Annotated in this window: 22 protein-coding genes and 2 CRISPR repeat arrays (1 of these 24 cut by a window edge); of the genes, 6 read left to right on the top strand and 16 right to left on the bottom strand. The window is 50.8% G+C overall.

All coding sequences use genetic code 11. From position 1 onward, the window contains the following. Positions 1-2: 2 nt before the first annotated feature. From OC443_RS08270 to OC443_RS08250, 5 genes are all read right to left on the bottom strand, one after another. Positions 3-671, bottom strand: a complete 669-nt coding sequence (locus OC443_RS08270; protein WP_073583275.1) for an amino acid ABC transporter permease — start codon at positions 669-671, stop codon at positions 3-5. Between the two features lie 15 nt (positions 672-686). Continuing rightward, positions 687-1,478 carry a transporter substrate-binding domain-containing protein gene (locus OC443_RS08265; RefSeq protein WP_073583273.1) on the bottom strand — a complete coding sequence of 264 codons (792 nt, stop codon included), beginning with the start codon at positions 1,476-1,478 and terminating at the stop codon, positions 687-689. A 232-nt stretch (positions 1,479-1,710) separates the two neighbouring features. Then, the gene (gene puuE, locus OC443_RS08260; RefSeq protein ID WP_073583271.1) at positions 1,711-2,694 is read right to left on the bottom strand and encodes an allantoinase PuuE; all 984 of its coding nucleotides are present in this window, start codon (positions 2,692-2,694) and stop codon (positions 1,711-1,713) included. A 93-nt stretch (positions 2,695-2,787) separates the two neighbouring features. Beyond that, a complete protein-coding gene (locus OC443_RS08255; protein ID WP_073583269.1) occupies positions 2,788-3,519 on the bottom strand; it encodes an aspartate/glutamate racemase family protein in 732 nt (243 codons plus the stop codon). Further along, positions 3,519-4,193, bottom strand: coding sequence for a GntR family transcriptional regulator (locus OC443_RS08250; protein ID WP_073583267.1), 675 nt, complete (start codon positions 4,191-4,193; stop codon positions 3,519-3,521). The genes OC443_RS08255 and OC443_RS08250 overlap by 1 nt, the downstream gene beginning before the upstream one ends. Positions 4,194-4,446: 253 nt before the next feature. On the opposite strand from OC443_RS08250, the gene OC443_RS08245 reads away from it, so the two are divergent. Beyond that, complete coding sequence (locus tag OC443_RS08245; RefSeq protein WP_073583265.1) at positions 4,447-5,886, top strand: NCS1 family nucleobase:cation symporter-1; 1,440 nt, start codon at positions 4,447-4,449, stop codon at positions 5,884-5,886. Between the two features lie 140 nt (positions 5,887-6,026). On the opposite strand, the gene OC443_RS08240 is transcribed toward OC443_RS08245, so the two are convergent. The 3 genes from OC443_RS08240 to OC443_RS08230 form a co-directional block, all read right to left on the bottom strand. Further along, positions 6,027-7,529, bottom strand: coding sequence for a M28 family metallopeptidase (locus tag OC443_RS08240; RefSeq protein WP_370738758.1), 1,503 nt, complete (start codon positions 7,527-7,529; stop codon positions 6,027-6,029). A gap of 314 nt (positions 7,530-7,843) precedes the next feature. Next, positions 7,844-9,823 (bottom strand): methyl-accepting chemotaxis protein, encoded by a 1,980-nt coding sequence (locus OC443_RS08235; RefSeq protein WP_073583261.1) that lies wholly within the window; start codon positions 9,821-9,823, stop codon positions 7,844-7,846. 5 nt (positions 9,824-9,828) lie between these two features. Beyond that, positions 9,829-10,056 carry a hypothetical protein gene (locus OC443_RS08230; protein ID WP_073583259.1) on the bottom strand — a complete coding sequence of 76 codons (228 nt, stop codon included), beginning with the start codon at positions 10,054-10,056 and terminating at the stop codon, positions 9,829-9,831. A gap of 678 nt (positions 10,057-10,734) precedes the next feature. Further along, positions 10,735-11,251: direct repeats of the CRISPR family, unit length 29 nt; unit sequence CGGTTCATCCCCGTATGTACGGGGAACAC. Between the two features lie 435 nt (positions 11,252-11,686). On the opposite strand from OC443_RS08230, the gene OC443_RS08225 reads away from it, so the two are divergent. After that, positions 11,687-11,884 (top strand): hypothetical protein, encoded by a 198-nt coding sequence (locus OC443_RS08225; RefSeq protein WP_073585751.1) that lies wholly within the window; start codon positions 11,687-11,689, stop codon positions 11,882-11,884. Positions 11,885-12,152: 268 nt separating this feature from the next. Beyond that, positions 12,153-13,109, top strand: a complete 957-nt coding sequence (locus OC443_RS08220; RefSeq protein WP_083601750.1) for a transposase — start codon at positions 12,153-12,155, stop codon at positions 13,107-13,109. Between the two features lie 302 nt (positions 13,110-13,411). Here OC443_RS08220 and OC443_RS08215 read toward each other — a convergent pair whose 3' ends face one another. From OC443_RS08215 to OC443_RS08195, 5 genes are all read right to left on the bottom strand, one after another. Further along, complete coding sequence (locus OC443_RS08215) at positions 13,412-15,370, bottom strand: M14 family metallopeptidase (protein WP_073585754.1); 1,959 nt, start codon at positions 15,368-15,370, stop codon at positions 13,412-13,414. Continuing rightward, positions 15,367-16,215, bottom strand: coding sequence for an ABC transporter permease (locus OC443_RS08210; RefSeq protein WP_073585755.1), 849 nt, complete (start codon positions 16,213-16,215; stop codon positions 15,367-15,369). The genes OC443_RS08215 and OC443_RS08210 overlap by 4 nt, the downstream gene beginning before the upstream one ends. Positions 16,216-16,220: 5 nt before the next feature. After that, positions 16,221-17,144 carry an ABC transporter permease gene (locus OC443_RS08205; protein ID WP_073585756.1) on the bottom strand — a complete coding sequence of 308 codons (924 nt, stop codon included), beginning with the start codon at positions 17,142-17,144 and terminating at the stop codon, positions 16,221-16,223. A 92-nt stretch (positions 17,145-17,236) separates the two neighbouring features. After that, positions 17,237-18,766 carry an ABC transporter substrate-binding protein gene (locus tag OC443_RS08200; RefSeq protein WP_073585757.1) on the bottom strand — a complete coding sequence of 510 codons (1,530 nt, stop codon included), beginning with the start codon at positions 18,764-18,766 and terminating at the stop codon, positions 17,237-17,239. A 63-nt stretch (positions 18,767-18,829) separates the two neighbouring features. Further along, positions 18,830-20,665, bottom strand: a complete 1,836-nt coding sequence (locus OC443_RS08195) for an ABC transporter ATP-binding protein (protein ID WP_073585758.1) — start codon at positions 20,663-20,665, stop codon at positions 18,830-18,832. Between the two features lie 244 nt (positions 20,666-20,909). Between OC443_RS08195 and OC443_RS08190 the strand changes: the two genes are divergently transcribed. Beyond that, complete coding sequence (locus OC443_RS08190) at positions 20,910-21,842, top strand: LysR family transcriptional regulator (RefSeq protein ID WP_073585759.1); 933 nt, start codon at positions 20,910-20,912, stop codon at positions 21,840-21,842. An 89-nt stretch (positions 21,843-21,931) separates the two neighbouring features. Next, the gene (locus OC443_RS08185) at positions 21,932-22,510 is read left to right on the top strand and encodes a DUF6515 family protein (RefSeq protein WP_073585760.1); all 579 of its coding nucleotides are present in this window, start codon (positions 21,932-21,934) and stop codon (positions 22,508-22,510) included. 40 nt (positions 22,511-22,550) lie between these two features. Here OC443_RS08185 and OC443_RS08180 read toward each other — a convergent pair whose 3' ends face one another. Together OC443_RS08180 and OC443_RS08175 are read right to left on the bottom strand one after the other, a co-directional pair. Further along, positions 22,551-22,823, bottom strand: a complete 273-nt coding sequence (locus OC443_RS08180; protein ID WP_073585761.1) for a hypothetical protein — start codon at positions 22,821-22,823, stop codon at positions 22,551-22,553. Between the two features lie 99 nt (positions 22,824-22,922). After that, on the bottom strand, positions 22,923-23,123 hold the full coding sequence (locus OC443_RS08175; RefSeq protein WP_073585762.1) for a hypothetical protein: 201 nt from the start codon (positions 23,121-23,123) through the stop codon (positions 22,923-22,925). Positions 23,124-23,209: 86 nt separating this feature from the next. Between OC443_RS08175 and OC443_RS08170 the strand changes: the two genes are divergently transcribed. Continuing rightward, the gene (locus tag OC443_RS08170; protein ID WP_073585763.1) at positions 23,210-24,142 is read left to right on the top strand and encodes an aldo/keto reductase; all 933 of its coding nucleotides are present in this window, start codon (positions 23,210-23,212) and stop codon (positions 24,140-24,142) included. Here the strand turns inward: OC443_RS08170 and OC443_RS08165 are convergent. Continuing rightward, positions 24,119-24,448, bottom strand: coding sequence for a hypothetical protein (locus OC443_RS08165; RefSeq protein WP_143169420.1), 330 nt, complete (start codon positions 24,446-24,448; stop codon positions 24,119-24,121). The two genes, OC443_RS08170 and OC443_RS08165, sit on opposite strands and share 24 nt — an antisense overlap. 71 nt (positions 24,449-24,519) lie before the next feature. Continuing rightward, a CRISPR array of direct repeats spans positions 24,520-24,749; the repeat unit is 29 nt; unit sequence CGGTTCATCCCCGTACATACGGGGAACAC; it runs 43 nt beyond the window's last position.

Here is a 24,749-nt window from a genome sequence, read left to right as displayed (position 1 = left end):
TCCTAAAGCGGGGGATTTTTAAACATCACGCGTTTGACAGCGGCAAATACCTGACGCATTCCAATCGCCAGCAGCAGGTAAATCACTGCTGTCAGCATGTAAGATTCAAAGCTCAGAAAGCTTCTTGACTGAACAAAGTTGGCAGCAAAAGTCAGGTCTTCCACAGAAATCTGTGAGACAACCGCTGAACCCAGCATCACAATGATGCACTGGCTGACAATGGCCGGGTAAACCCGCTGGTAAGCAGGTGGCAGGACAATCCGGGTAAAGATCTGCAACCGGGTCAGGCCCAGCGTTCTTCCGGCTTCCCACTGCCCTTTGGGGGTGGCATCAATCCCGGCCCGGATAATCTCAGCGGAGTACGCCCCGAGATTGATCACCATCGCCAGTAGTCCGGCCTGCCAGGCTGACAATTTGACACCAATGGCCGGCAGCCCGAAAAAGATAAAAAACAGCTGCACAATAAAAGGCGTATTGCGGATCACTTCAATGTAGCAGGTGCAGAGCAGCCGGAGCCATGGAACGCGGCTGGTTTTAGCACCGGCACACAAGGTGCCGAGCAGCAAACCGCTGACCGTCGAGATAGCCGTCAGTCCGATCGTGGTTTCCAGCCCCGCCACAAACTGTGGCAGGTATGGCATCAGGCCGCTAAAGTCGAGCTGATAACTCATCGTCCATCCTTCTGCTTATACACCTAAATCAGCCGGGAAAGGTGCTTTCAGCCATTTTTGCGAAAAGCCTTCCAGTACGCCCTGTTTTTTCGCTTCCGTGATCAGGCCGTTCACTTTTTCAAGCAGCGCCGTTTCACCTTTCATCACCCCGACATAGCACGGTGAATTTTTCAGCATAAACTTGGTTTGCGGGGCTTTGTCCGGATAGCGGGTCGCAATTTCTGTTACCACCAGATTTCCGGTCGCAATCAGGCTGACCTGACCAGAGAGGAAAGATGACAAGGTGGCATTGTTATCTTCAAAACGTTTAATTGTGGTATCAGACGGTGCAATTTTACTCAGCTCCAGATCTTCCACCGAACCGCGGGTGACACCAATGGTTTTACCGCTCAGATCCGCTGGTTTGGCCACATTTTCTCCGGCAGTACCAAACACACCTAAATAGAAAGGTGCATACGCCTGGGTAAAGTCGACCACTTTTTCCCGTTCAGGGTTTTTTCCCATACTGGAGATCACCAAATCAACCTTGCCGGTTTGCAAATACGGAATCCGGTTGGCACTGGTCACCGGCACCAGCTTCAGATCAACCTTCAATTTTTTCGCCAGATAGGCTGCCATATCAATGTCATAGCCGTGAGGTTTCAGATCCGTACCCACCGATCCGAATGGCGGAAAGTCCTGCGGAACCGCCACTTTCAGCATCCCGCTTTTCTGTACCGACGCCAGTTGATCGGCCTGCGCAGCAGAAATACCCGTCAGCAGACTGACAGACATCAGCATCCCTGAGATTGCAGTCAATAATTTCATTTGTAGCTCCTTTTATCAGTCATGAAATATGAAACGCATGAAACACTGATAAATTTATCTGCAACGAATGTGCCAGCCAAAATCGAAAGAATAACTCATTGAAATAACAATGATTCATCATTCAATCTGATATCGTTTGTTCAGAAAACAGCCCTAAACCTGAAACTTTTGGTGCACAAAACGATCATCGTGGTGCAATCGTTTCTTACCCGTCTTCATGTGCCATTCCTGATCACATGTTCTGTTGTGCAGATTCACTTTCCTGACACGAGTTTTCCTGACAGGGACTTTCCTGATACGGATGATGCGCCATCCAGTGACGGGCAATGGCTTCCCGCTGACAAACCCACACCCGGTCATGAGACTGCACATAATCGAGGAATTTTTTCAGGGCCGTAAAACGGCCGGGCTTGCCGATAATCCGGCAGTGCATGCCCACCGACATCATTTTCGGTGTTTCTTCCCCTTCGGCATACAAACAGTCAAAATAATCCTTCAGGTAATGAAAAAACTCATCACCGTGGCTGAATCCGTAAGGCGAAGCAAACCGCATGTCATTGGTATCCAGCGAGTAAGGAATCACCAGATGCGGCTGAACTGCCTCCGGCTGATGCAGCTTGTTCACTCCGGTCCAGAACGGTAAATCATCCCCGTAATAGTCCGAGTCATACAACAGGCATTCCTGCTCCGCGACCAGTTGCCGGGTATTGGGTGAATCACGTCCGGTATACCAGCCGGAAGGCAGAGTGCCGGTCAGTTCATGGATGATTCTCAGCGCCTCGTGCATTTGCCGGCGCTCCTCTTCGACCGGCACAGACTGATAATGAATCCACTTCAGACCGTGGCAGACAATGTCATGACCGGCGCGGAGAATCGCCTGTGTGACTTCCGGATTTCGCTGTAATGCGCTCGCGATGGCAAAAACGGTCAGTGGTAATCCACGCCGTTCAAATTCATTCAGAATACGCCATACGCCCGCCCGGGAACCGTATTCATATAACGATTCCATACTCATGTGGCGATCGGCGTAAGCTTCTGCGCCGTACATCTCAGACAGAAATGTCTCCGAATGGTCATCACCGTGAGTAATGCAGTGCTCGCCGCCTTCTTCATAATTTAAAACAAACTGAACGGCGACTCTGGCCTGCCCCGGCCAGCAGATACGGGGTTGTTGTCTGCCGTAGCCGACATAATTGCGTTGCAGATAATGTTGCATAGATATCCTTATCTCTTTTAAGCGCTGAAGCCTGTGTCAGTATCGCGTGTTTCATGCGCTGATATCTTTCATGGACTTCAAAGAGCCGGTGATTTACCGGCTCCAGTGCTGATAACGGCCGGTAAATGGTTTACTGAGCGGCTGACCGTACTGGCCGGTTTTGGCGGTTTTCAGCCCCAGCTGATTCAGCGATTCCGCCAGCTTGACGGCCGCCGCCACGCCATCAATCACCGGCACCGGCAGCGCCGCAGATAACTGAGCGACCAGATTCGACATGCCGGCGCATCCGAGTACAATCGCTCCGGCCCCGTCTTCTTCCACCGACAACTGACATTCCCGGTACAAACGCTGATAGCTTTCGCTGTCAATCTGCTCTAAATCCAGCACCGGAATATCGGTCGCCCGGATACCGGCACACACATGGGCGCAACCATACTGATGCAACAGATGTTCACTGGCCGGTAAGGTGCGCGATAATGTGGTGACAATGCCAAACCGGGCCGAGATCAGCGTCGCCATATGAAAAGCCGCTTCAGCAATGCCAATCACCGGCGCATCCGCCAGCTCACGGGCCGCCGCCAGCGCCGGATCGCCAAAACAGGCGATAATATGTGCATCAACCCGGTCTGCTTCTCCCTGCCGGATCACATCCAGCAGCGCGGCCCCGGCAATCGTCTCATCAAACGCGCATTCAATACTTTTCGGCCCGTGCTGCGGGCAGACTGCGCGGATCTCTGTTCCGGCAGCAGCAACCTGTCTGGCACTGTCGCCGATATGCCGGGTCATCTCCGTACTGGTATTCGGGTTAATTATCTGAATCATCATCAGTTTTGCTTCCCGGCAAAGAGCTCGACAAAGTTAATCGACTGACTCTGCTCATCATCTAAAGTCAGCGACTCGCGGATATGCACCAGATGGTGCCGCATCCAGTTCTGGGCTTTGACCGTATCGCCGCTGTCGAAAATATCGATCAATGTACTGTGATCACCACAATCGCAACTGACACTGCTTTTTGAACCATACGCCGCGATCACCAGAGAAGAGCGGTAACACAATTGTTCAACAAATTCAGCCAGCACGGCGTTGCCGGATAATCCTGCCAGCGCATAGTGGAAGCGGGCTGTCAGCTGGATTGAATCAGCCAGCCGGTTTTGGGCAATCGCCTGATTCTCTTCATCAACCATATTACGGAAACGTTCTGACTGACGCAGATCCCAGTGCTGTAAAATCTGTGGTATCAGCTGCGGTTCAAGCAGAATACGGCTATCAAGCACCTCTTGCGCTTCCTGAGGTGTCGGGCGGCTCACATGCGCCCCTTTATTCTTTTCTATGGTGACAAACCGTTCAATCGCCAGACGTTGCAGGACTTTACGGATGCCGGTCCGGCTGACGCCGAATGCTTCTGATAATTTGTCCTCGGGTAAGCGTGCGCCCGGTGGCAGCTGATGTTCGACAATCGCTTTCAATATCCTGGGATAGATATCTTTATCGTTGGACATGAGTTCTCCTTTTCGCTATCTGGTTCAATGATAGCAAGATGTATACCTGATGAAAACACAAGTTATCACATAGATTGTATACAAAATCAGATCAATTTTGCGCCAATCTGGGGATTCATGCATTGTTATGGTGCAAATATAATGCGATTGAGTCATCAATATCAATGATGAAACGAGTAAAACCGGTGATTTTTTAATCTGGTACAAAAATTGTATTTGAGATTGTATACAATGTGAAAAACGGAGAAGCACCATGAGTAAGGGATTACCTCAAAGTTTAAAACTGACTAATGATGATCTGAAACCCGATCAGGATCAGAAATGGGGTTGGTACAGTATCTTTGCATTCTGGATGTCGGATGTACACAGTGTGGGTGGTTATGTGTTTGCAGCCAGTCTGTTCGCACTGGGGTTAAACGGTATTCAGGTCTTTATCAGTTTATTAGCGGGCATTACCATCGTGATGATTTTTGCCAATCTGATGGGCCAGCCCGGACAAAAAGCCGGGGTTCCTTTCCCGGTCGTGGCCCGGATGTCGTTCGGCGTTTTTGGTGCCAACATCCCGGCCGTGATCCGCGGGCTGATTGCGGTTGTCTGGTACGGGATTCAAACCTTTCTGGCATCCAGTTCGTTTATCATTCTGCTGTTGTATTTCTTCCCGCAGATGGCCGGCCTTGAAAAGCCGACGTTCCTCGGATTATCGGCACTGGGCTGGATCGGGTTCGGGTCCATGTGGGTCATACAAGGCATTGTGTTCATGTTTGGTATGGACATGATTCGCCGGGTGATTGACTGGTCAGGCCCGGCGATTTATATCGCCATGCTGGCACTGTGTATTTATATGATCGATGTGGCTGGCTGGGATAACATCAGCTTCAGTCTGAGTTCTGAAACCCTGTCGGGCTGGGATGCCATCACACAGATGCTGATTGCCATTGCCCTGGTAGCCGGTTACTTTGCCGGACCCACACTGAACTTCAGTGATTTCTCACGCTATTGCGGCAGCTACAAAAAGCTTAAACTCGGCAATCTGTTGGGTCTGCCGTTCAACTTCGTCCTGTTCTCACTGTTCAGTGTCGTCATTGTTTCAGCTTCTGTTCCGGTCTTCGGCACCATGATTACCGACCCGGTAGAAACTGTGAAACGGCTGGATTCAGGTTTGATCACTGTGCTCGGAGCACTGACTTTTATCTTCGCAACCGTCGGGATTAATATCGTGGCGAACTTCGTGGCACCCGCTTTTGATTTCTCGAATGTATCCCCGCAGAAAATCAACTTTAAAACCGGCGGATTTATTGCGGCGTTCGGCTCAGTCCTGCTGACCCCGTGGAATCTGTTCAACAATCCACAAGTGATTCACTATACCGTCGATGTACTGGCAGCAATGATCGGCCCGCTGTACGGCATCATTCTGGTGGATTATTTTCTGATCAAAAAGCAGAAGATCGATGTGGAATCTTTATACACCGAATCGCCACAAGGGCTTTACTGGTACGAAAACGGCGTCAACATGAAGAGTGTCTATGCATTGGTTGTCGCGGGCGTGACAGCGATCTTTGCCACGTTCGTCTTCAGTGAGCTGGCCAACTACGCGTTATTCATCGGTGGCGGCGTCGCTGCACTGGTTTACCGTTTACTGATGGATACAGAGCGGCTGCAAACAACAGAAATGAAGCTGGCAAGACAAAAGTAAGCACGAAAAAATAAAGGAAAATCATCAGGGAGCGTGAACCGCTCCCTGATATACCCAAGCAACCTGAAGATGCATGATTCAGCGTGCAGCCGAAAGGTGCAGTTCAAAGCATACGTCAGAATCAAAACAAACGCCTGCCCTCAATTGCTGGCTTTGAGCGTCACCCCGGCATAAGACGAATATCCCCGCAACAGAATCGAGTAAGTCCCGGCAGAAGCATTATTAAAGGAACAGGACTCATTGTTGCCACTGCGGTACGGACGGCAGTCATAGTTACTGGTCGAAGCTTTGCTGCCATACTTCACATACAGATCGGCGTCACCCGAGCCACCCGAGATTGAAAACGTCACTGAGCCGGATGACGGTAATTCAAAGGTATACCAGCTTTGTCCGGATGCCGTGCCACTTAAACCGGTGAGTGGTGTACCGGCCTGCAGCACCGGTGTCTGATCTGCTGCAACGGCTGAGTCTGCCATTTCCACCAGATAAGCCAGACCAAGCCGGGCAAATTTCTGTGCATGCTTTCCTTCTTTATCCGAGTTGGCAAGGGTGTCGTTTGAGGTATGGATTTTCGGGTTGTCTTCACTGAATTTTGCTTCAAACGGCATGGTCGCTGCGTAACCTGCTTTGTGCCATGAGGCGTGATCAGAACAGCCGTAGCCACACTGGTCAAAACCATATTTCAGCGTTGGCAGATATTCATCGATCAGCTTTGTGATCATCGTATTCAGGTTGCTGTCGGTATAATCAGACATCAACACAATATCTTCCGCTGAGCCATGATAGTTGGTCATATCCAGCTGCATCACAGACAGTACATTTTTCCCGTCTGACTGATATTGATTCGCGATATCCTGAGACCCTCTCAGTCCAACCTCTTCCGCTGCGTAAGCCATGAAACTAATCGTCCGTTTCGGCTGAAAGTTATTCTCAGCCAGCACCCGGATGATTTCCGTAACACTGGCAATCCCGGAAGCGTCATCATCGGCACCCGGGGCAACACTTTGCTCATTGGTGCGGGATCCGACCGTGGAATCCAGATGCCCCCCAATCACAATGATTTCATCTGGTTTTTCAGAGCCTTCCACGGTCAGAATGACCGATTTCTGATCATAGCCTGTATGACTGAATTGCTTGACTGAAGCATTTTTCCACCCGGCCGTGAGTGTTTTCCATTCATTCATAATCCAGTCAGACGCCTGCCGGCCCGATGTGGTGGTATAAAAGCGGTTGGTAAAGCCAGACAGGCTGCGGATAGTCGTTGTAATGTGATCGGCCGTCACCAGTGGCAGCAAAGGCTTCACTGTTGCCTGCTGGCTGATCTCAACGCCACTAAAGGTACTGCGGGTCAGCGTCATCCGGCTGGCGGCAACAGCACTCTGCTCAGAGTCATGCACCATATACCCGCCACAACGGTGATGTGCTTCGTGCATGTTATGCGACAGTTCTGCCAAATCCTGCGTATCAACCTGCCCGACCCAGACCAGCGGATTATCGACAACTGATTGGGTTTTGATCTGCTGGCTGACGGATTTCAGCAAGGTTGTTTTGGCATCGGCGCCAATCGAAATCCAGACTTTGTGATTCTGCACTGCCGGTTGTGTTTCAGGCCGGGCAGCATTCGCTGCCACAGGCGCACTCATCAAAGCCAGGATCACCGCCAGACGGCTATAGGTTAATTTCATATGATCTCCCTGTCGTGTTGTTTTTATTGCTGTCAGGCTGACTAAACTACCAGAACAAATACAAAACAAGGATAAATATATTCAAATTAATTCATAAAAATATTGTAAGAAACAATTGGCATAATTTTGTTAATAGAGTGTTAATAACTATCATTCGATACCGAAGGTTCAGGACGACCCGGAATACCGCTCATAAAAAATGCCAGCCCATACCGGGGCCGGCATTTTTCTTTCCGTCATTGGATGACGTACCTTTGCAAAAGCTGTCGCCCTTACCCCCGCTCCTTGCGGATTTCTTCTCTTCTGTCGGTCTGAAACTCCGTTTGAGAAACTGTGAAGGTTTTCGTCAGGTCATGAAGTTTATCACCAAGCATGGTGATGTCCTGGCTGATAACACTATTCAGTTTGATAGACTCGCTGGTTGCTTCAAAGCTGTGATCCATTTGCTGAAAGTTATCAGACACACCATCAAGCTGGGAAATCTGCTCCCGGATCACCGAATCAATCTGCCGGACATTATTACCGATCGCATGCATCACCTGTTCGATATCTTTCCAGCTTTCCTCAGTTTTCATCACATCCCCGGTACACGCATGCGTTGTCTTCAGGCTTTTTTCCATAATCTCAACCACATGTGAGGTACTCTTGCTGATCGTCTCGACAATCGCGGTCACATCTTCGGTCGAGTCATGGGTACGTGCTGCTAACTGGCGGACCTCATCAGCAACCACAGCAAACCCACGCCCCATCTCACCAGCCCTTGCCGCTTCAATTGACGCATTCAGTGCCAGCAGATTGGTCTGTTCAGCGATGCCATTAATCACATCCACCACGCGGACGATCTCATCGGTATCATGTTTGAGCTTGCCAATCGCACCCGAGACCGCTTCAATTTCACCGGCGAGAGACTGAATGCGATCCACGGTAGTTTTCACTGTCGCCCGGCCGGTTCCTAATTCTCTGGCCGATTCTTCGGCTGAAGTTTTAATCTCACTGAGCACCTGTTCAACCGACTGACTTGTTGCCACAGATCGCGCCAGCTGCTCACGAACCTGATGAGACTGGCGCTGGGTTTCCAGCGCGTGATGATCCAGTTGCTGGTTAATATCCCTGACATCATCAGATAACGGCTTCATCCGGAAAATCGAGCTGAGCAGGTTGGCAAATGTCTCATCTAAATAATCCACAAAGTAGTTGATGCCTCTGGCCAGCACCGTCAGTTCATCATTCCCCTTTTCATTCAAACGAATGGTCAGGTCGCCTTCCCCGGACGACAGCTGTTTAATTGTATTGAGCATCTGCGTCACAGGATGGGTGATCGAGCGGGCAAGCACCCAGCCAATCACAATACTGGCAAGGACCGCAAGAACGGTTATCTGCCACAACGTGGTGGTGGTTTTGCTTTCCAGCCGGTGAGCCAGCGCCAGCGCTTCGTCTGTTTCAATTTCACTGATAATCGCCCAGTGCAGCCCGAGAATATCCAGCGGTTTATAGGATGAAAACACATCAGCCTGACGGTAATCTTTCAACTGCTGAAAACTGTCCTGCCCGTTCAGCGCCGCCCGGCTTGCCGGTGTATTGACCGGTTGCAGGCCAATGGTGGAATGGTGAGACTGAATTTGTTGTAACACGGCCTCTGATAAACCGGCCTGACGCATGATGTCCAGATAATGGGCTTCATTCTCGACAAAAATCCGTGCATCGGAACGCATCAGACCATCTTCACCGACGAGATAAGTTTCACCGGAGCGGCCCAGCCCCTGATTGGCCCAGTCTTTGTCATGTGTCATGATTTTATCGAGCTTGTCGATAGGCATCTGATAAATCAATACACCCAGTAACTGACCCTTTTCCATCAGCGGCGCACCAATAAATGCAGCCTGATCATGATAAGACGGCAGATAGGGTGAAAAGTCTTCCATTTCAATCTGACCGCTTTGGACAACCCGCCTGAAAACCTGTCCGATCCCGCTGTTCGCATAAGGGCCATCGTTCAGGGAAGTCGCATAATCGAGCTCTTTAAACACCGAGTACACAATGTGCCCCTGCTGCGGTTCAACCAGAAAAATGTCATAAAAGCCAAAGTCATTCAGATACTGGCGAATTGCAGGATGATATTTAAGGTGCATCCGGGCGTAAGCGGAGGATTCATTCAGGCTGACCAAATTATCTTTTGCGCCCAGCTGCGCGGGATTATCCGCAATAAATGTATGCTGGAAAGCGAATGTCCGGTCAGATAAACCTGACAACATCTGCGTCAGCGGGGGCGCTTTACCGGCATTATGCCGGCTGTAATGGTATTGAAATAGTCTTCCACCTGCTTAGCCGTCTGATTCCGGCTGGCGACCAGCTGATTCTCAACATTTTGCAGTAACAGGCGTTTCGCTTCACCGGTGGTCAGCCATCCTAACGTTAAACAACTGGCAATCACACACGTGACAGAAAGTGCGATTGAACTGACTAATAGTTTCGTCTGTAATTTCATATCATCCCTAACCAATTCGTTGCGTAATGAGCAAAGTATAGACAAATATGAAACTGATACGGTTTTTTGCCGGAATAGACGGCTTTTTTCATTTCCGGGACACCCCATTACCGGGAAGCATTACCGGGACAGACACCGCAACAGCATTACCAGGACAGACACCCTAAGGAGGCATTACCGGGGCATTACCGGGACAGGCACCCTAACTGGCAACTGGCTGTTGCCCGGAAGATTCTGGCTATCGTGGAATATTTGGTGCGCTAATTTGTTTTGATGATCCAGGCGGCTCATGGTACCGGGAAGCATTACCGGGACAGACACCGCAACAGCATTACAGCATTACCAGGACAGACACCCTAAGGAGGCATTACCGGCATTACCGGGACAGGCACCCTAACTGGCAACTGGCTGTTGCCCGGAAGATTCTGGCTATCGTGGAATATTTGGTGCGCTAATTTGTTTTGATGATCCAGGCGGCTCATGGTGCACGCGCCCCAGATACCCTTTCCCGGCGGAAAGCGTATCCGGAAACGCCTTTTGGTGCGCGCTGGCCGGAGCGGTTTTGTAAGCGCATCCATGCGCACAAAACCTCAAATTCATCCTGAATTTGCCTGTTATAGGGTTTCCCCGTGTGTACGGGGAACACCGAATTGCTTTTCTTGATAGTGATCTGGCCATCGGTTCATCCCCGTATGTACGGGGAACACGTTGCCTGATTTGGGGATCGTGCTCGGCGCTGCGGTTCATCCCCGTATGTACGGGGAACACAAAATCCCACCCAGAACAGGCCCGGCAGCCTGCGGTTCATCCCCGTATGTACGGGGAACACATAGTGATTAAGCCCTGCTGCATTTCGCTGTCCGGTTCATCCCCGTATGTACGGGGAACACTGCATCTCATCCAACCGCTGCGAGTTACCGTTCGGTTCATCCCCGTATGTACGGGGAACACAACAATATTTGTTCCGGCAGATGTTGTTGAGTCGGTTCATCCCCGTATGTACGGGGAACACCAGTTTCAGTAATTTCAATCCAATCGTTGCCGCGGTTCATCCCCGTATGTACGGGGAACACCCCGCAGCAACTGGCGGTCTGAATCTGACTCACGGTTCATCCCCGTATGTACGGGGAACACCGCTCTGTTACGCCATCTGATAACGTGTTCAGCGGTTCATCCCCGTATGTACGGGGAACACTCTAATTGTAGATCACTGATTTGCATAAATAAAATCTGCACTTCAAAATCTACCAACTTTTTTGCACCCCAAAAAGCAGCTTTTTCCTACAACAATTCATCCATAATTGACTCTCAAACCCACCAGGATTATGCTACCCGCTCACCGGCCAAATCCGGTGACGAGTTTGGAACCTCGATACTTCGCACACGGCATATATAAATGCTCAGCTTTGATGCTGGTTTTTTATATGCAGTTTTTACATACCTGATTTTTGTGATTTTGACTGTTTAATAGCCAGAGTCATTTCAGAAATTATGGTGGACTGTGAGAGGCTGACTTCGGTCAGGCCGTGTCCGTGTGTACGGTAGTTCCAACCTCGATCAGTTCACCCCCCTCTGTTTGGAACCAGTGTGGTGGCGATTATTTTTTTCAATGACCCACACGGAGGCACTTATGCCTGCAACAATCACTTACGATCCACACTTTTCCCAGAAAGCCCGCGAATATCTGATTCAGCTTGAGGATTATCTCAATGAGACAGACCAAAACAATCAGAATGCGCGTGAGGTGTTACTTTACCTGAACAAGCTGCTCACTATTCATGCTTCTGTCGGTGGAGTCACCACGATGAAGGTAGAAGTACCGGAATAAGACATTGTTCTAAACTAAGCTAACCCGGAGTCACTTCACTGAAGTGGCTCTTTTTGATCGCACCGGCATTGCCGGGACCGACGGGACATTGCCGGGACAGGCACCCTAACTCACCCTAACTCAAAACTTAAACTGTCATACTGAAACAACACCAGATTTCATTCACATTGACTGAGCCATCGCAGATGTCATGACTGAACATAAAAAACTGTTTAACTCTTTGTCTAATCAGACATAATTACAACATCACCAATCACATGACAGCACCATGACGACACCCAGAGCACAAAAAGTCTCTCTTGATATCACACCTTACTACCATTGTGTTTCCCGCTGTGTCCGGCGTTCTTTTCTGTGTGGTGAAGATAAAATTTCCGGAAAATCCTATGAACACCGGCGTCAGTGGGTTGAAGAACGAATTCTGAAGCTGGCTCAGGTTTATTGTATCGATATCTGCGCTTATGCTGTGATGAGCAATCATTATCATCTGGTCATTCATCTCAACCCGGCTAAAGCAAATCAACTGTCCAATATCGAAGTGATTGAACGCTGGGGAAGTGAGCATCAGCTCCCGCTACTGATTCAGCGCTATATACACGCACCGCTTACTTCAGCTGAAGGCCGGCAATGTGAAGCTCTGGTTGAGAAATGGCGTCAACGTCTTTATTCCCTCAGTTGGTTCATGAAAGAGCTGAATTTCGATATCGCAAAACAGGCTAATCAGGAAGATGGCTGCACCGGACATTTCTGGGAAGGGCGATTTAAATCTCAGGCACTGCTGGATGAAAAATCATTACTGGCAGCCATGACGTATGTTGACCTCAACCCTGTCCGGGCAAAAATCAACCCGACACCTGAAACCTCTGAGCATACTTCCGTTAAAAAACGACTCGATAGCCTTGCGCAAAATGAGCCGACACCTTCCGGGCTGTTTCCCTTTACCGGCTACGTAAATCAGAGCCAACCGGAAGGTATTCCATTCCGGCTGATGGATTATCTGAAATGGCTTGATTGGGCCGGACGACAAATCAGAGACGATAAACCAGGTTATATTGAATCGCATCAGCCAGACATTCTTTCGCGTCTGTCACTCAACCCGACCGAATACCTGAAACTGTGCACAAATCTGGAGAGAAAACGATGCCTGTGGTTTGGCCCGCCAGAGCAATTACAAAAAGTAAAAAACAACTTCAGCAAGCAACGTATTCATGGGATTTCCTTTTAATCCCTTCTTCACTATACCCATCATTTTTCAAAATCGGACTTTCTCAATGAAATGATCCGGAAAGCACTTATTTTTCACTGTTTCACCATCAGAAAACAATCAATGAATAATAAACCGTCACTATTTCCTCAATAAGAAAATCATTGTTCGGTTGAGGGCGGGATTACCGGAGGATTACCGAGGATTACCGGGACAGGCACCCCAGTTGCCCCGTGGAAGTGAGTTAAAGTGTATGTCCCTGCTTCTTGCTTCTTTCTGCTTCTTCGGTTTCCCCGTACATACGGGGAACACTCTAATTCTAGCTAACTCAAAGACTGATGCACATCATAAGCTGCCAGCACTGTTGCCATCTGTATCTCATGAGCATCGATAAAAGCTTGTTCGTAAATGGTTTCATCCGGATATTCCGTAATCAGTTGTAACGGAACCTCCGGGTCAGTGACCGCTGAAATCAGGCAGGGATACTGATTGACGATCCGGAAACCATGCTCACCGGCATGTTGCTCATACAATGCGATCTGCCGCAGGTTCATCTGCATCACCGCTGGGTAATCGTTGAGCTTACGGGTCAGCGCCTGAATAAACTGCTCCGCATAATCCGCCCAGAACGGTTCATCCTGATAGCGGATAATCAAAAAGAAACCTTTGGGAATCGTCCACATATCAAACCCCTGTGGCACATAACCGGAAAGCGGCCGGGTCCATTCATGGGCCGGATAGCCATGTAAATTAATGTGCAGCTGCGCCTGAGTGACTTCCACAGCCTGTCTGCGGATGGCTTTTTCAAACCAGGGTTCACCAGCCCGGTACTCCAGATCATCGCCGAGCGCCGTATATCTCGCCGCATGATGCATGTGATGCGGATTATTCTGAATCAGTTGCTGATGCAGTGCGTAACCATCCGGGTTTTCCAGCGGAGAAATCACAAAATGTGCATCCGGCCTCTCTGCCAGCAAAGTCGCTGCCCGGAGTGCGCCCACCACGCCCGAAGTTTCATTGGCATGCTGACCGCCACTGATCATCACCGCCCTATCACGCCCCTGAATATATTTCGCCTGTACCTGTCTGCCGGTACAGGTAGCCGCACTCAGCGACTGACCGGGAAAATCAGCCAACGTCTGTGTGACCTGATGAAGCGTCAAAGGCCGGATTGCCCGGTCTAAAGGCTGTGCAGTCTGATCCCAGTCTGCCGGTGAATATAACCCCGTCGTGACCGCAATATGATAATTACCGGTTGCTGAGTGAGTAATATCCGGCACAATTTGCCCTGGCTGACTGTCCCGCGCATCCAGTGTCTTCCCTTCCTGCAGCTTAAACCATTCCTGCAGGGAGAGATAAATATCCTCATGCAGCGCCTCTTTCAGGCTGATCACTTCATTGCTATAACCGACAGGCTCATCCACAACCGGCACCTGAACGCTGATAAACAGGCGCTCAAAGTAAGGTGGCTGCAACGGCCACGATGCAGAAGCCACCGTATCCATTACGGCCTGGTACGTCTGTTCAAAATCGGTGACGATTCGCTCATTGCGGAGACATTCGCCCTCCCTGGTAAACACCTTTATCCAACCGGTCGGGCTGAGCTGAAGTTCGCCATTCATCGCCGGAGTGACGTGGTTCGGTGCAAACACCTGCACCGTTTCAGTCTGCCCTGTGGAAAAATGAAGCACCACCTGATACCACACACAACCGCTGTCCCCCGGCTGGCCTGATGTATCTGAGGTGTCTGTCCCTGTAATATCCCCCGAAGTAATATCGCCCGAAGTGTCTGTCCCCGTACCCCCACCACTGCCGTAACAGTGCCTGTCCCCGGTAACAGTGCCTGTCCCCGCAACACCGCCTGTCCCCGCAACACCCGCAACAAAAGACAGCCTTTCCGCCATCCCGGCCAGCGGATACGCTTCGAGCAAAAAACGTCGCGGCGAAGCGAACGGGCTCTGCGGATAAATCACCTCAATCTGCTGTATCTCAGACAGGTCAGATTCAGGCAACCTCACAGAGTCATGACTGCCTGAATCACCGAGAAACTCAGAGTTTTCAGTCAGTCCATGACGGATAAAAAAGTCCGTCAGGGGCTTGTAAGCGCTATAGATGTCAGCCCGGATACCCTGCTCTGCCAGCGCCGCCTGCATTTGTCTGCGGGTTTCCCGGTCAGCAAAAAGCCACAGCTGAATCTGATGCTGCGCATCATACAGGGTCGTCAGCTGTGTGATAAGCGTGTCGGATGTGGATGGAATCGTCAGTGAAAGCAGCTGGGTCATCGGCTGGTTCTCCCGGCCGGATCCAGCACATCCCGCAGCCAGTCTCCCAGCAGGTTCAGCCCCAGTACCGTCAGTAAAATTGCCATACCGGGAAACAGGCTCACCCACCAGGCGGTCTGAATATACGTCCGTCCGTCGGCCAGCATGCCACCCCAGCTGGGTGTCAGCGGATCAACACCCAACCCCAAAAAAGTCAGGCTGCTTTCCAGCAAAATATTATTAGCGACATTCAGCGTCATCAGCACAATCACCGGGCCGATTAAATTTGGCAGCAGATGGCTGAAGATAATCCGGAAATGGCTGACACCTATTGCATGAGCCGACTGAATAAACTCCCGGTCACGCAGTGCCAGTACGGAACCCCGCACCAGACGGGCATACTGCACCCACTGGGAAACAATCAGCAAAATGATCATATTCGTCAGCCCGCCACCGACAATTGCAATAAAGGTGATCGCCAGCAGAATAAAGGGTAACGCCAGCTGTATATCAGCAAAGCGCATCACGAAAACATCCCAGAACCCGCGGAAATAACCGGAGATCAGCCCCATCAGCACCCCAAAAATCACTGCACCCAATACCGACAGCAGCCCGACTTGCAAAGAAACCGCGCCCCCGGAAATGACCCGGGCAAACACATCCCGGCCCAACGGGTCGGTTCCCAACAGATGTGCGGCATCAGAAAAGGGAGGCAACAACCGGACGGTCAGATTAATTTTGTCTGCAGCGCCCTGAAATATCACGCCGGACAACAGAACCAGCAACACCATGCCACCGGTTAACAGAACACCAACGATAAATTCAGGATTTTTATACCGGGAAGACAGAGAAGAAGTCGATGTCATCGCAGTTACTCCGTTCTGATACGCGGGTCAATCAGGCCATAAGCGATATCAACCAGCAGGTTCACGCCGACAATCAGCATGGACAATACAGTAATGACCGCCTGAAGCACCGGATAATCCCGGCTGCTGACGGCATCAAAAGCCAGAGTGCCGAGCCCCGGCCAGTTAAATACCCGTTCAATCACCACAATGCCACCCAGCAGGCCGCCAAACTGCAGGCCAAAGTAAGTAATCAGCGGCACCGCACAGTTACGCAATGCATGTTTGTACAAGACTTTGGTTTCACTCAGTCCTTTAGCACGTGCCACCATCACATACTGCGCCTGCAGGGTTTCCAGCATCGAAGAACGGACCAGACGCACATTCGTCGCGGTCAGGATCACAGCCATGGTCACCGCAGGTAAAATAAAGCTGGCCGGGTCACTCATGCCGCTTGGGGGAAGCCACTGTAACCAGATAGAAAAGAACAGCACCAGCATGAGTGCCAGCCAGAAATTAGGAAAAGAGAGCCCGATGAGCGAAGTCACCCGAATCAGCTGGTCCGCCCATTTGCCCCGGCTGACGGCGGCTTTAATGCCCAGCGGAACCGAAATCAGCGAAGAAACAACCATCACAATCACAGCCAGCAACAGCGTTGCGGGCAGGGCCTGTGCGATCAGCTGTGAAACCGGTGTGCCTCCCATAAAGCTGAGGCCGAAATCGCCGGTAAAAATGCCGTGAATAAAATCCGCATACTGCACCAGAAACGGCCGGTTCAGACCCAGAGATTCCCGGATTAAGTTCAGGTCGGCCTCAGTGATACTGCCTGCGCCCTGCGTCAGCATCAGCGCCGGGTCGCCGGTTAAACGGATGGCATAAGCCACCACCAGCGTAATCGCAAAAAAGACAAAAACGGCCTGAAGCAGCCGCTTCAGTAAAAAATTAATCATGATGTATCCTTTCAGCGCCAACTGCCGTCAGACATTTGTCTGCCACCGGCATCGCAGGCCGGTGACAAACCGTCAGAAACGGCAGGAAAGACTTACTCAACCGTGACTTCATTCAGACGCAGACGGCTGTCCGGAGCCGGTATAAAGTGCTTCACCCGTTTTGAAATCCCGAAAATTTCATTGATGTTGTACAGCGGCATTTCCAGCGCCTGATCGGCGGTGTAGTGTGCAATTGACTGTAAAATGGCTTTCCGTTTGACCTGATCAGTCATCGAACGCTGTGACTCCAGTAATTTGTCCAGCTGCGGGTCGCTGTCATACGGGTTCCACTTCTCACCGGTGTGGTACATAAAGTAGGCCGTATTGTCATAGTCGAACGTCCAGCCACCCCAGGATTGCTGGAACATAGCCCCGGTTTTTCCGGACGGAATAATATCATCCAGCAACACATTGGTTTCATACGGTTTGATGGTGGCATTCAGCCCGACCATTTGCAGATAACCAGCCACCGCCTGAGCGACTTCATTAAAAGTGGCATTATTACCACGGATATCGATCTGCACTTGGGTTCCCGGTCTGACACCCGCAGCTTTGAGCAACTGCTTCGCTTTGGCCGGATCATAAGGCAAGGGTTTCATCGCCGGATCATTACCAAAGGTTACCGGGCTCTGGAAGCTGGCGATCGCAGATGCCTGCCCGCCGAGAATTGAATCAATAATCGCCTGGCGGTCAACACCGTAAATCATCGCTTTTCTGACCCGCACATCTTTGGTTACGCCGGATTGAGTATTAAACCGCAGCGCATACACCGCCGGGCCTTTGGCCGTGACCACATCCAGTTTCGCACTGGCTTGAATCGTTGGAATCATCGCAATGGGAATGGTTAGCGGAATCACCAGATCCACCCGCCCGGCCTGTAATTCGGCCACAGCCGTGGATGGTTCCGGAATAAACCGGTAGTTCAGCTCAGACAGTTTCGCCTTGTCGCCCCAGAAACCCGGATACGCTTTGAGCTGAATCCCGACTTTGGGCTGATAACCTGCAAACTGAAACGGGCCGGTGCCGACCGGATGCGTATTAAAATATGCGTCCCCTTTTTCCTGAATATACTTCGGTGGCACAATCATCGCACCATAACCGGCCAGCTTGGTCAGCAGTACCGGGTCAGTCTTTTTCAGGAAGAAATCCACGGTATCGTCATCCACCACAGTCACATGGTCAATCACCGAATAATTCGAGCGTTGCGGGCCTTTCTTTCCTTCCGCACCCAACAGGCGATCAAAGGTAAATTTCACCGCTTGTGCATTGAAAGGTTCACCATTGTGAAACGTCACATGATGGCGCAGTTCAAAGCGGAGCCGTTTCCCGTGATCCAGTTCCTGCCACGACGTTGCCAGGCCGGGCTGTAGTTTCAGATCCGGCCCCCGGTATATCAGCGCATCATAAATGTTGGTGGCAACCGATGCCCAGTTGACCAGAAACGTATCAATCGGATCCCAGCTGCCCGGATCCTGCGGTGAGGATACCGTCAGCGTTCCGGCTGCCATACTCAGGGCGGAACAGCTCAGCCCGGCAGCCAGTGTAAGCGATTGAAGCAGATGTTTTGGTTTATATTTGATCATGAACGACTCTCCATTTAGTCATGGTCTGGCGTATCCCATCCATAGGGAACCTGATTTGATTGATTAGCTATCCGCTGCGGCAACGAAATGTCCGGGATTCACTTCGTCATATCTCAGCACCTGCGGTGGATCGTCCACCCGGCGGACCGGGCTGGGAATCTCGCCGCTTAACAGTTCCCGCTGCGGTTGATGCGCCGGGTCAGCGACCGGCACAGCACTGAGCAGCCGCCGGGTATACGTATGCTGCGGCGTATCAAAAATCTGCGCACGGGAGCCCATCTCGGCAATCTGCCCCAGATACAGCACCACCACCCGGTGGCTCATCTTTTCCACCACAGCCATGTCGTGGCTGATAAACAGGTAAGCAATGCCGAATTCCTGCTGTAATTCCATCAGCAGATTGATAATTTGTGCCTGAATGGTGACATCCAGCGCGGATAAGGCTTCATCCGCGATAATCAGTTTTGGCTCACAAGCCAGTGCTCTGGCAATACAGATCCGCTGACGCTGACCGCCGGAAAATTCATGCGGATAACGTCCGGCATGTTCTGCCAACAGCCCGACCCGTTCCAGCAACTGGCTGACCCGCTGCTGAATCTGTACTTCTGTTGCAAACAATTTGTGGGTGCGGATGGGCTCGGCAATCGAAAAGCCAACAGTTTTGCGGGGATCGAGTGAGGCAAACGGGTCCTGAAAGATATACTGAATATCGCGCTTGAGTGCGCGTTTCTCCGGCTCTGATAAGGTGCTCATAACCTGGCCGTTGAAACGAATTGTGCCTCGGGTCGCCGTCTGAAGTTGCTGAATGGTACGGCCGATTGTCGACTTACCGGAGCCGGATTCTCCGACCAGCGCCACGGTTTCACCCGGATAAATCTCAAAGCTGACCTGTTCCACGGCATGGACCCGGTGAGTCACCCTGCCCCAGAAATTTTTCTTCGTATCAAAGCGCGTGACCAGCTGTTCAACACTCAGCAACGGCGGTTCATCGTAGCGGGCAGTATTCTGTTCAGCTTCCTCACCGATCATAACCGGACGACCCTCATCCATCACCGTCACCGGAAAACGGTAAGGATTGCTTCGCCCCAGCATGCAACCCAGCCGGGGAACGGCGGACAACAACGTTTGTGTATAAGCATGGGCCGGGCGCTGAAATACATCGGCCACTTTGCCCTGCTCCACTTTTTTACCCTGCCACATCACCACCACATCATCGGCAATTTCGGCAACCACCCCCATATCATGCGTGATAAAAACCACCGACATATCCAGGGATGCCTGCAACTCTTTAATAATCGACAGAATCTGTGCCTGAATCGTGACATCCAGCGCGGTCGTCGGCTCATCAGCAATCAGAATTTTAGGTTTACAGGCCAGTGCCATCGCAATCATCACCCGTTGACGCATTCCACCGGACAGCTGATGAGGATAACGGGCAAGCAGGTCTCTGGCATCGGGCAGCCGGACCAGCTCCAGCAGGCGCTGGCTTTCCTGCAATGCTTCTGCTTTAGAGCATTGTTCGTGCAGAAGGAGAGATTCGCATAGCTGATCGCCGATAGTAAAAACCGGATTCAGGGAAGTCATCGGCTCCTGAAAAATCATCGCGATCTCTTTGCCGCGAAAACGGCGCATTTCCTGTTGAGACAACGCCAGTAAATCCACTTCACTTCCGCTGCCCGAATAAAGGATCCGGCCCGAGGTATAAGCCGCACCATGAATATCCGCCAGCCGCATCACCGATTGGGACGTCACAGATTTACCGGAACCGGATTCGCCCACAATCGCCAGCGTGCGTCCCGGCATCACAGCAAAGCTCAGGTTCTCAACGACCGGAGTTTTGCCGAAGGCAACCGAAAGATTTTCTACGCACAGAATGGGAGTTTTCAATGAGTCTGCCACTGCTACATCCTTGTTTTCACAGTCAATTAAGTCAGATTTCGCTCTGCCGGTGTGACCTGCCCTTTGTCACATCATAATGACATATTGCAAACTAAAAGCCATACTATCAACTTATATTAATGCATCATTCATTAGTAAATGTTATACACTAAAGCTGATTAATTTATACCCGAATCACCTGAAGAGACAGGTTGAAGGTGATTGAAGGAGAAAAATATCCGCAGGGCTGGAGAATCCATTCAATATGAAATTTCGTCAGATAGAAGCGTTCCGCCACATTATGTTACGCGGCACCACATCAGCCGCTGCCGCAGAAATGCATGTCACTCAGCCAGCCGTCAGCCGGCTGATCAGCGACCTTGAAGATTCACTGGGATTCAGTTTATTCGAGCGTAAAAAAGGCCGGCTCTATCCGACACCGGAAGCCGGAGAGTTTTTCCGCTCTGTCGAAGAGAGCTTTCTCGGCCTGGAGAAACTGACGTCGGTTGCGTCGCAAATCCGCAACCGCAAACCGAAGGAGCTGAATATCTCGGCTACATCGGCCATTGCCAGCACCCTGTTGCCAATCGCATTAAAAGAGCACGGTCAGTTTTATCCGGATGAGCGCGTGGTTATGCATACAGACAGCATGTCTGAAATTGTGATGCGGTTGCAGACCAGTGCAGTCGATCTGGCGATCGGGTTGCAGCTACCGCCACTGAGCGGTATCGAACAGACTTTTATCGGCAATGCCCGCTTTGTTTTTGCCGCCCGGCAAGGCCACCCGTTACTGGAAAAAACCGTGATTACCGCAGAAGATTTAACCGGAGAATCCGTACTCACGGTTCAGGATTCTTATCTCAATTACTGGAGTAAATTAGAACATGCACTCGATGCGGTCGAATCACGGCTGATCAAACGGCTGTACATTGATACTTCCCACACCGGTTATGCCATGATTGCCGCCGGTTTAGCCGTTGGTGTGCTGGAACCTTTTGCAGCAAGGGTCTGGGCCGGAAACGGGGTTGGAACACGGCCGTTTGAACCGGCGATTTACTACCCTTACAGCTTCGCTTATCCAACCAATATCCGTCATCATCAGTCGCTGCATCACTTTACGCAGTCTCTCAAAAATGCGGCAAAGTCGATGCCAGAATTCGGGGAAACGGAAGAGAAAGAACAGACCCGGGCAACCTGAAGGTTTTACATACTTTTACACGGTTAAAAATCAGCCGGCGGGCAGAATATGATACATTGAAAATATGTCCCTTCAACGGAGCATCCGTCATGAGATTCCCTGTGCATTTATGTCATTCTTCCCCGGTGCAGATCGTTTTTACTGCGTTTCTTTCTCTGATGATATCGCTGCCGGCGCAGGCCCGTCCGCCCAAACATCCGCATCATCCACCCCATCCGGGCTGGTTTCCCGGCTCACCGGTACCCAACCCGCACGGCCCGGACTTTTTTGACGGACCGCATTTACCTGAGAGTGTGGTCTTTTCCGTCATCGCAGGTATCACTTATGCGGTTGTGAACGGGCAATACTATCGTCATGAAGGTCGCCGGTATGTGTATGTCGGCAGCGCACCACAGCCGCCGCAAACAACCGTGATCGTCAACACGGCCGAAGAAAGCAGCACCAATACAACCAGCACGACTCAACCGGCCACAGTGACGGCAACCACAAGTTCAGCGAACACTGCAACGGCCACGCATCCTCTGTCGCCCGGCACGATCGTCAGCCAGCTTCCGGGAAAAGTAAAAAAAGTCACGATTGATCAGCGTGTGTTTTATGTCAGCCAGCAGACCTGGTATTTAGCGCTGGCCGGTAAGCAGGGGTATGTGGTCGTTCAGCCGCAATTGTAATCACCGGGGAAATGACCGGAGGAAGTGAGCTGGTTTGTTTTTAGCGGAAGATTCTGGCTGTTGTGGAATGTTTGGTGCGCTGATTCGTCTTGCTGATCCAGGCAGCTTTCAGTGTACGCGCCCCAGATACCCTTTCCCGGCGGAAAGCGTATCCGGAAACGCCTTTTGGTGTGCGCTGGCCGGATCGGTTTTGTAAGCGCATCCATGCGCACAAAACCTCAAATTCATCCTGAATTTGCCTGTTCCAGGGTTTCCCGTATGTACGGGGAACACACGCATCAGCACGTTTATCTTGCGCAAAATTGCGGTTCATCCCCGTATGTACGGGGAACACTCTAATTGTAGATCACTGATTTACATAAATAAAATCTGCACTTCAAAATCTACCAACTTTTCTGTACCAAAAAAATGGCTATTGCTGTACCGGGCAGAAACCAGACATAAAAAGTCCACCTGCATCATATTGATACTGACGCAGCGTTTGAGTACCGAACAGCTCAAGGCGCTGGCCGGTGAGCAGCCCGGTGGCGCTGTAATCCTGATGCAGTGCTGATATTACCGGGACATTACCGGGACAGGCACCCTGTTTCCCCCTGTTTATTTCAAGATGCATCTTGAGATCACTTGGGTATATAAAACACGGGAAATATGACAAAGTGTCAGTTTTTCGTTGACGACAACATAAAGAGAATCACTAAAATGGCAGAGATAACAAAAGCGGCTCAGTCAGAACCTGTAGCAATTGCGCCTCAGGGACCGGTATGTTCTGAACTGATTCAGGGATACTGGCGTCTGGCGGAATGGCAGATGACATCACAGCAACGTTTGTCCTTTTTGAAACAGCATCTTGATTTAGGTATTTCCACAGTTGACCATGCTGATATTTATGGGAATTATGAGTGCGAGCGTTTATTTGGTGAGGCTTTGTCTCAGGACAAATCAGTTCGTGAGCAAATCCAGATCGTGACCAAATGCGATATTCAGCTTTGTTCGGATAAATTCCCTCAACGCAAGGTGAATTACTATGACACCAGTGAACAGCATATCATTGAATCTGTGGAGAACTCGCTGCGCCGGTTACAGACAGAACACATCGATTTGCTGCTGATCCACCGCCCGGATGTGCTGATGGATGCCGGAGAAGTGGCCGGGGCTTTTTCCAGGTTAAAGCAGGCAGGAAAAGTCAGTCATTTTGGAGTATCTAACTTTTCACCACGCCAGTTTGAACTGCTGCAATCGCGGCTGACATTTCCACTGGCCACCAATCAGGTAGAAATCAATCCACTGAATTTTGATGTCGTCCACGATGGCACTCTGGATTTGTTACAAACGCATTCGGTTCGTCCGATGGCATGGTCATGTCTGGCCGGGGGACGACTGTTTTCAGATGATAGTGCGCAGTGTCAGCGTGTTCGTGATGAACTTGAAGCCATCAAACAGGAAGTCGGTGCATCATCGGTTGATCAGGTCGTCTACGCATGGGTCAGACGTTTACCTTCGAAACCATTACCCATTATCGGCTCGGGAAAGATCGAGAGGGTCAAAGCGGCCGTTGACGCACTGAATATTGAGTTAAGCCGGGAGCAATGGTTCAGAATATGGACGGCTTCAAAAGGTCATGCCGTGCCGTAACTGCTGATACTTTATCTTTCCCCGGAAGATGCTGGCAGCTGTGGAATATTTGGTGCGCTGATTCGTCTTACTGATCCCGGCGGCTTCTGTCGCACGCGCCCCAGATACCCTTTCCCGGCGGAAAGCGTATCCGGAAACGCCTTTTGGTGCGTGCTGGCCGGATCGGTTTTGTAAGCGCATCCATGCGCACAAAACCTCAAATTCATCCTGAATTTGCCTGTTCCAGGGTTTCCCGGTATGTACGGGGAACACTTTCTGAAAGCTTCGGATATTGAATTGTTCCCACGCTCCTGCGTGGGAATACATATCAGACTCAACACAATCACAGCGATGTCAGGGAAACACATTGAATGGTATTCCAGACCAGCGTGAATATTCGGTTCATCCCCGTATGTACGGGGAACACAAGAACCTATCCCGCCCAAGGCACTGAACCAGCGGTTCATCCCCGTACATACGGGGAACACTGATTGTTGGACTATCTTGTCTGATTGACTCTCGGTTCATCCCCGTACATACGGGGAACACTGTTCGAAGTAATCCGCCTCAAACTGATTACTCGGTTCATCCCCGTACATACGGGGAACACCACAGAGAAAGGATTCAT

Origin of the sequence: Vibrio quintilis (assembly GCF_024529975.1) — a bacterium.
In the GTDB taxonomy this organism is placed as follows: Bacteria; Pseudomonadota; Gammaproteobacteria; order Enterobacterales; family Vibrionaceae; genus Vibrio; species Vibrio quintilis.
This window is presented reverse-complemented; position numbering and strand designations above follow the sequence as displayed.

Coding starts and splice junctions, on each gene's coding strand:
- OC443_RS08270 (WP_073583275.1), bottom strand. CDS start 671: ATGAGTTATCAGCTCGACTTTAGCGGCCTGATGCCATACCTGCCACAG.
- OC443_RS08265 (WP_073583273.1), bottom strand. CDS start 1,478: ATGAAATTATTGACTGCAATCTCAGGGATGCTGATGTCTGTCAGTCTG.
- puuE (WP_073583271.1), bottom strand. CDS start 2,694: ATGCAACATTATCTGCAACGCAATTATGTCGGCTACGGCAGACAACAA.
- OC443_RS08255 (WP_073583269.1), bottom strand. CDS start 3,519: ATGATGATTCAGATAATTAACCCGAATACCAGTACGGAGATGACCCGG.
- OC443_RS08250 (WP_073583267.1), bottom strand. CDS start 4,193: ATGTCCAACGATAAAGATATCTATCCCAGGATATTGAAAGCGATTGTC.
- OC443_RS08245 (WP_073583265.1), top strand. CDS start 4,447: ATGAGTAAGGGATTACCTCAAAGTTTAAAACTGACTAATGATGATCTG.
- OC443_RS08240 (WP_370738758.1), bottom strand. CDS start 7,529: ATGAGTGCGCCTGTGGCAGCGAATGCTGCCCGGCCTGAAACACAACCG.
- OC443_RS08235 (WP_073583261.1), bottom strand. CDS start 9,823: ATGTTGTCAGGTTTATCTGACCGGACATTCGCTTTCCAGCATACATTT.
- OC443_RS08230 (WP_073583259.1), bottom strand. CDS start 10,056: ATGAAATTACAGACGAAACTATTAGTCAGTTCAATCGCACTTTCTGTC.
- OC443_RS08225 (WP_073585751.1), top strand. CDS start 11,687: ATGCCTGCAACAATCACTTACGATCCACACTTTTCCCAGAAAGCCCGC.
- OC443_RS08220 (WP_083601750.1), top strand. CDS start 12,153: ATGACGACACCCAGAGCACAAAAAGTCTCTCTTGATATCACACCTTAC.
- OC443_RS08215 (WP_073585754.1), bottom strand. CDS start 15,370: ATGACCCAGCTGCTTTCACTGACGATTCCATCCACATCCGACACGCTT.
- OC443_RS08210 (WP_073585755.1), bottom strand. CDS start 16,215: ATGACATCGACTTCTTCTCTGTCTTCCCGGTATAAAAATCCTGAATTT.
- OC443_RS08205 (WP_073585756.1), bottom strand. CDS start 17,144: ATGATTAATTTTTTACTGAAGCGGCTGCTTCAGGCCGTTTTTGTCTTT.
- OC443_RS08200 (WP_073585757.1), bottom strand. CDS start 18,766: ATGATCAAATATAAACCAAAACATCTGCTTCAATCGCTTACACTGGCT.
- OC443_RS08190 (WP_073585759.1), top strand. CDS start 20,910: ATGAAATTTCGTCAGATAGAAGCGTTCCGCCACATTATGTTACGCGGC.
- OC443_RS08185 (WP_073585760.1), top strand. CDS start 21,932: ATGAGATTCCCTGTGCATTTATGTCATTCTTCCCCGGTGCAGATCGTT.
- OC443_RS08180 (WP_073585761.1), bottom strand. CDS start 22,823: ATGAACCGCAATTTTGCGCAAGATAAACGTGCTGATGCGTGTGTTCCC.
- OC443_RS08175 (WP_073585762.1), bottom strand. CDS start 23,123: ATGCATCTTGAAATAAACAGGGGGAAACAGGGTGCCTGTCCCGGTAAT.
- OC443_RS08170 (WP_073585763.1), top strand. CDS start 23,210: ATGGCAGAGATAACAAAAGCGGCTCAGTCAGAACCTGTAGCAATTGCG.
- OC443_RS08165 (WP_143169420.1), bottom strand. CDS start 24,448: ATGTATTCCCACGCAGGAGCGTGGGAACAATTCAATATCCGAAGCTTT.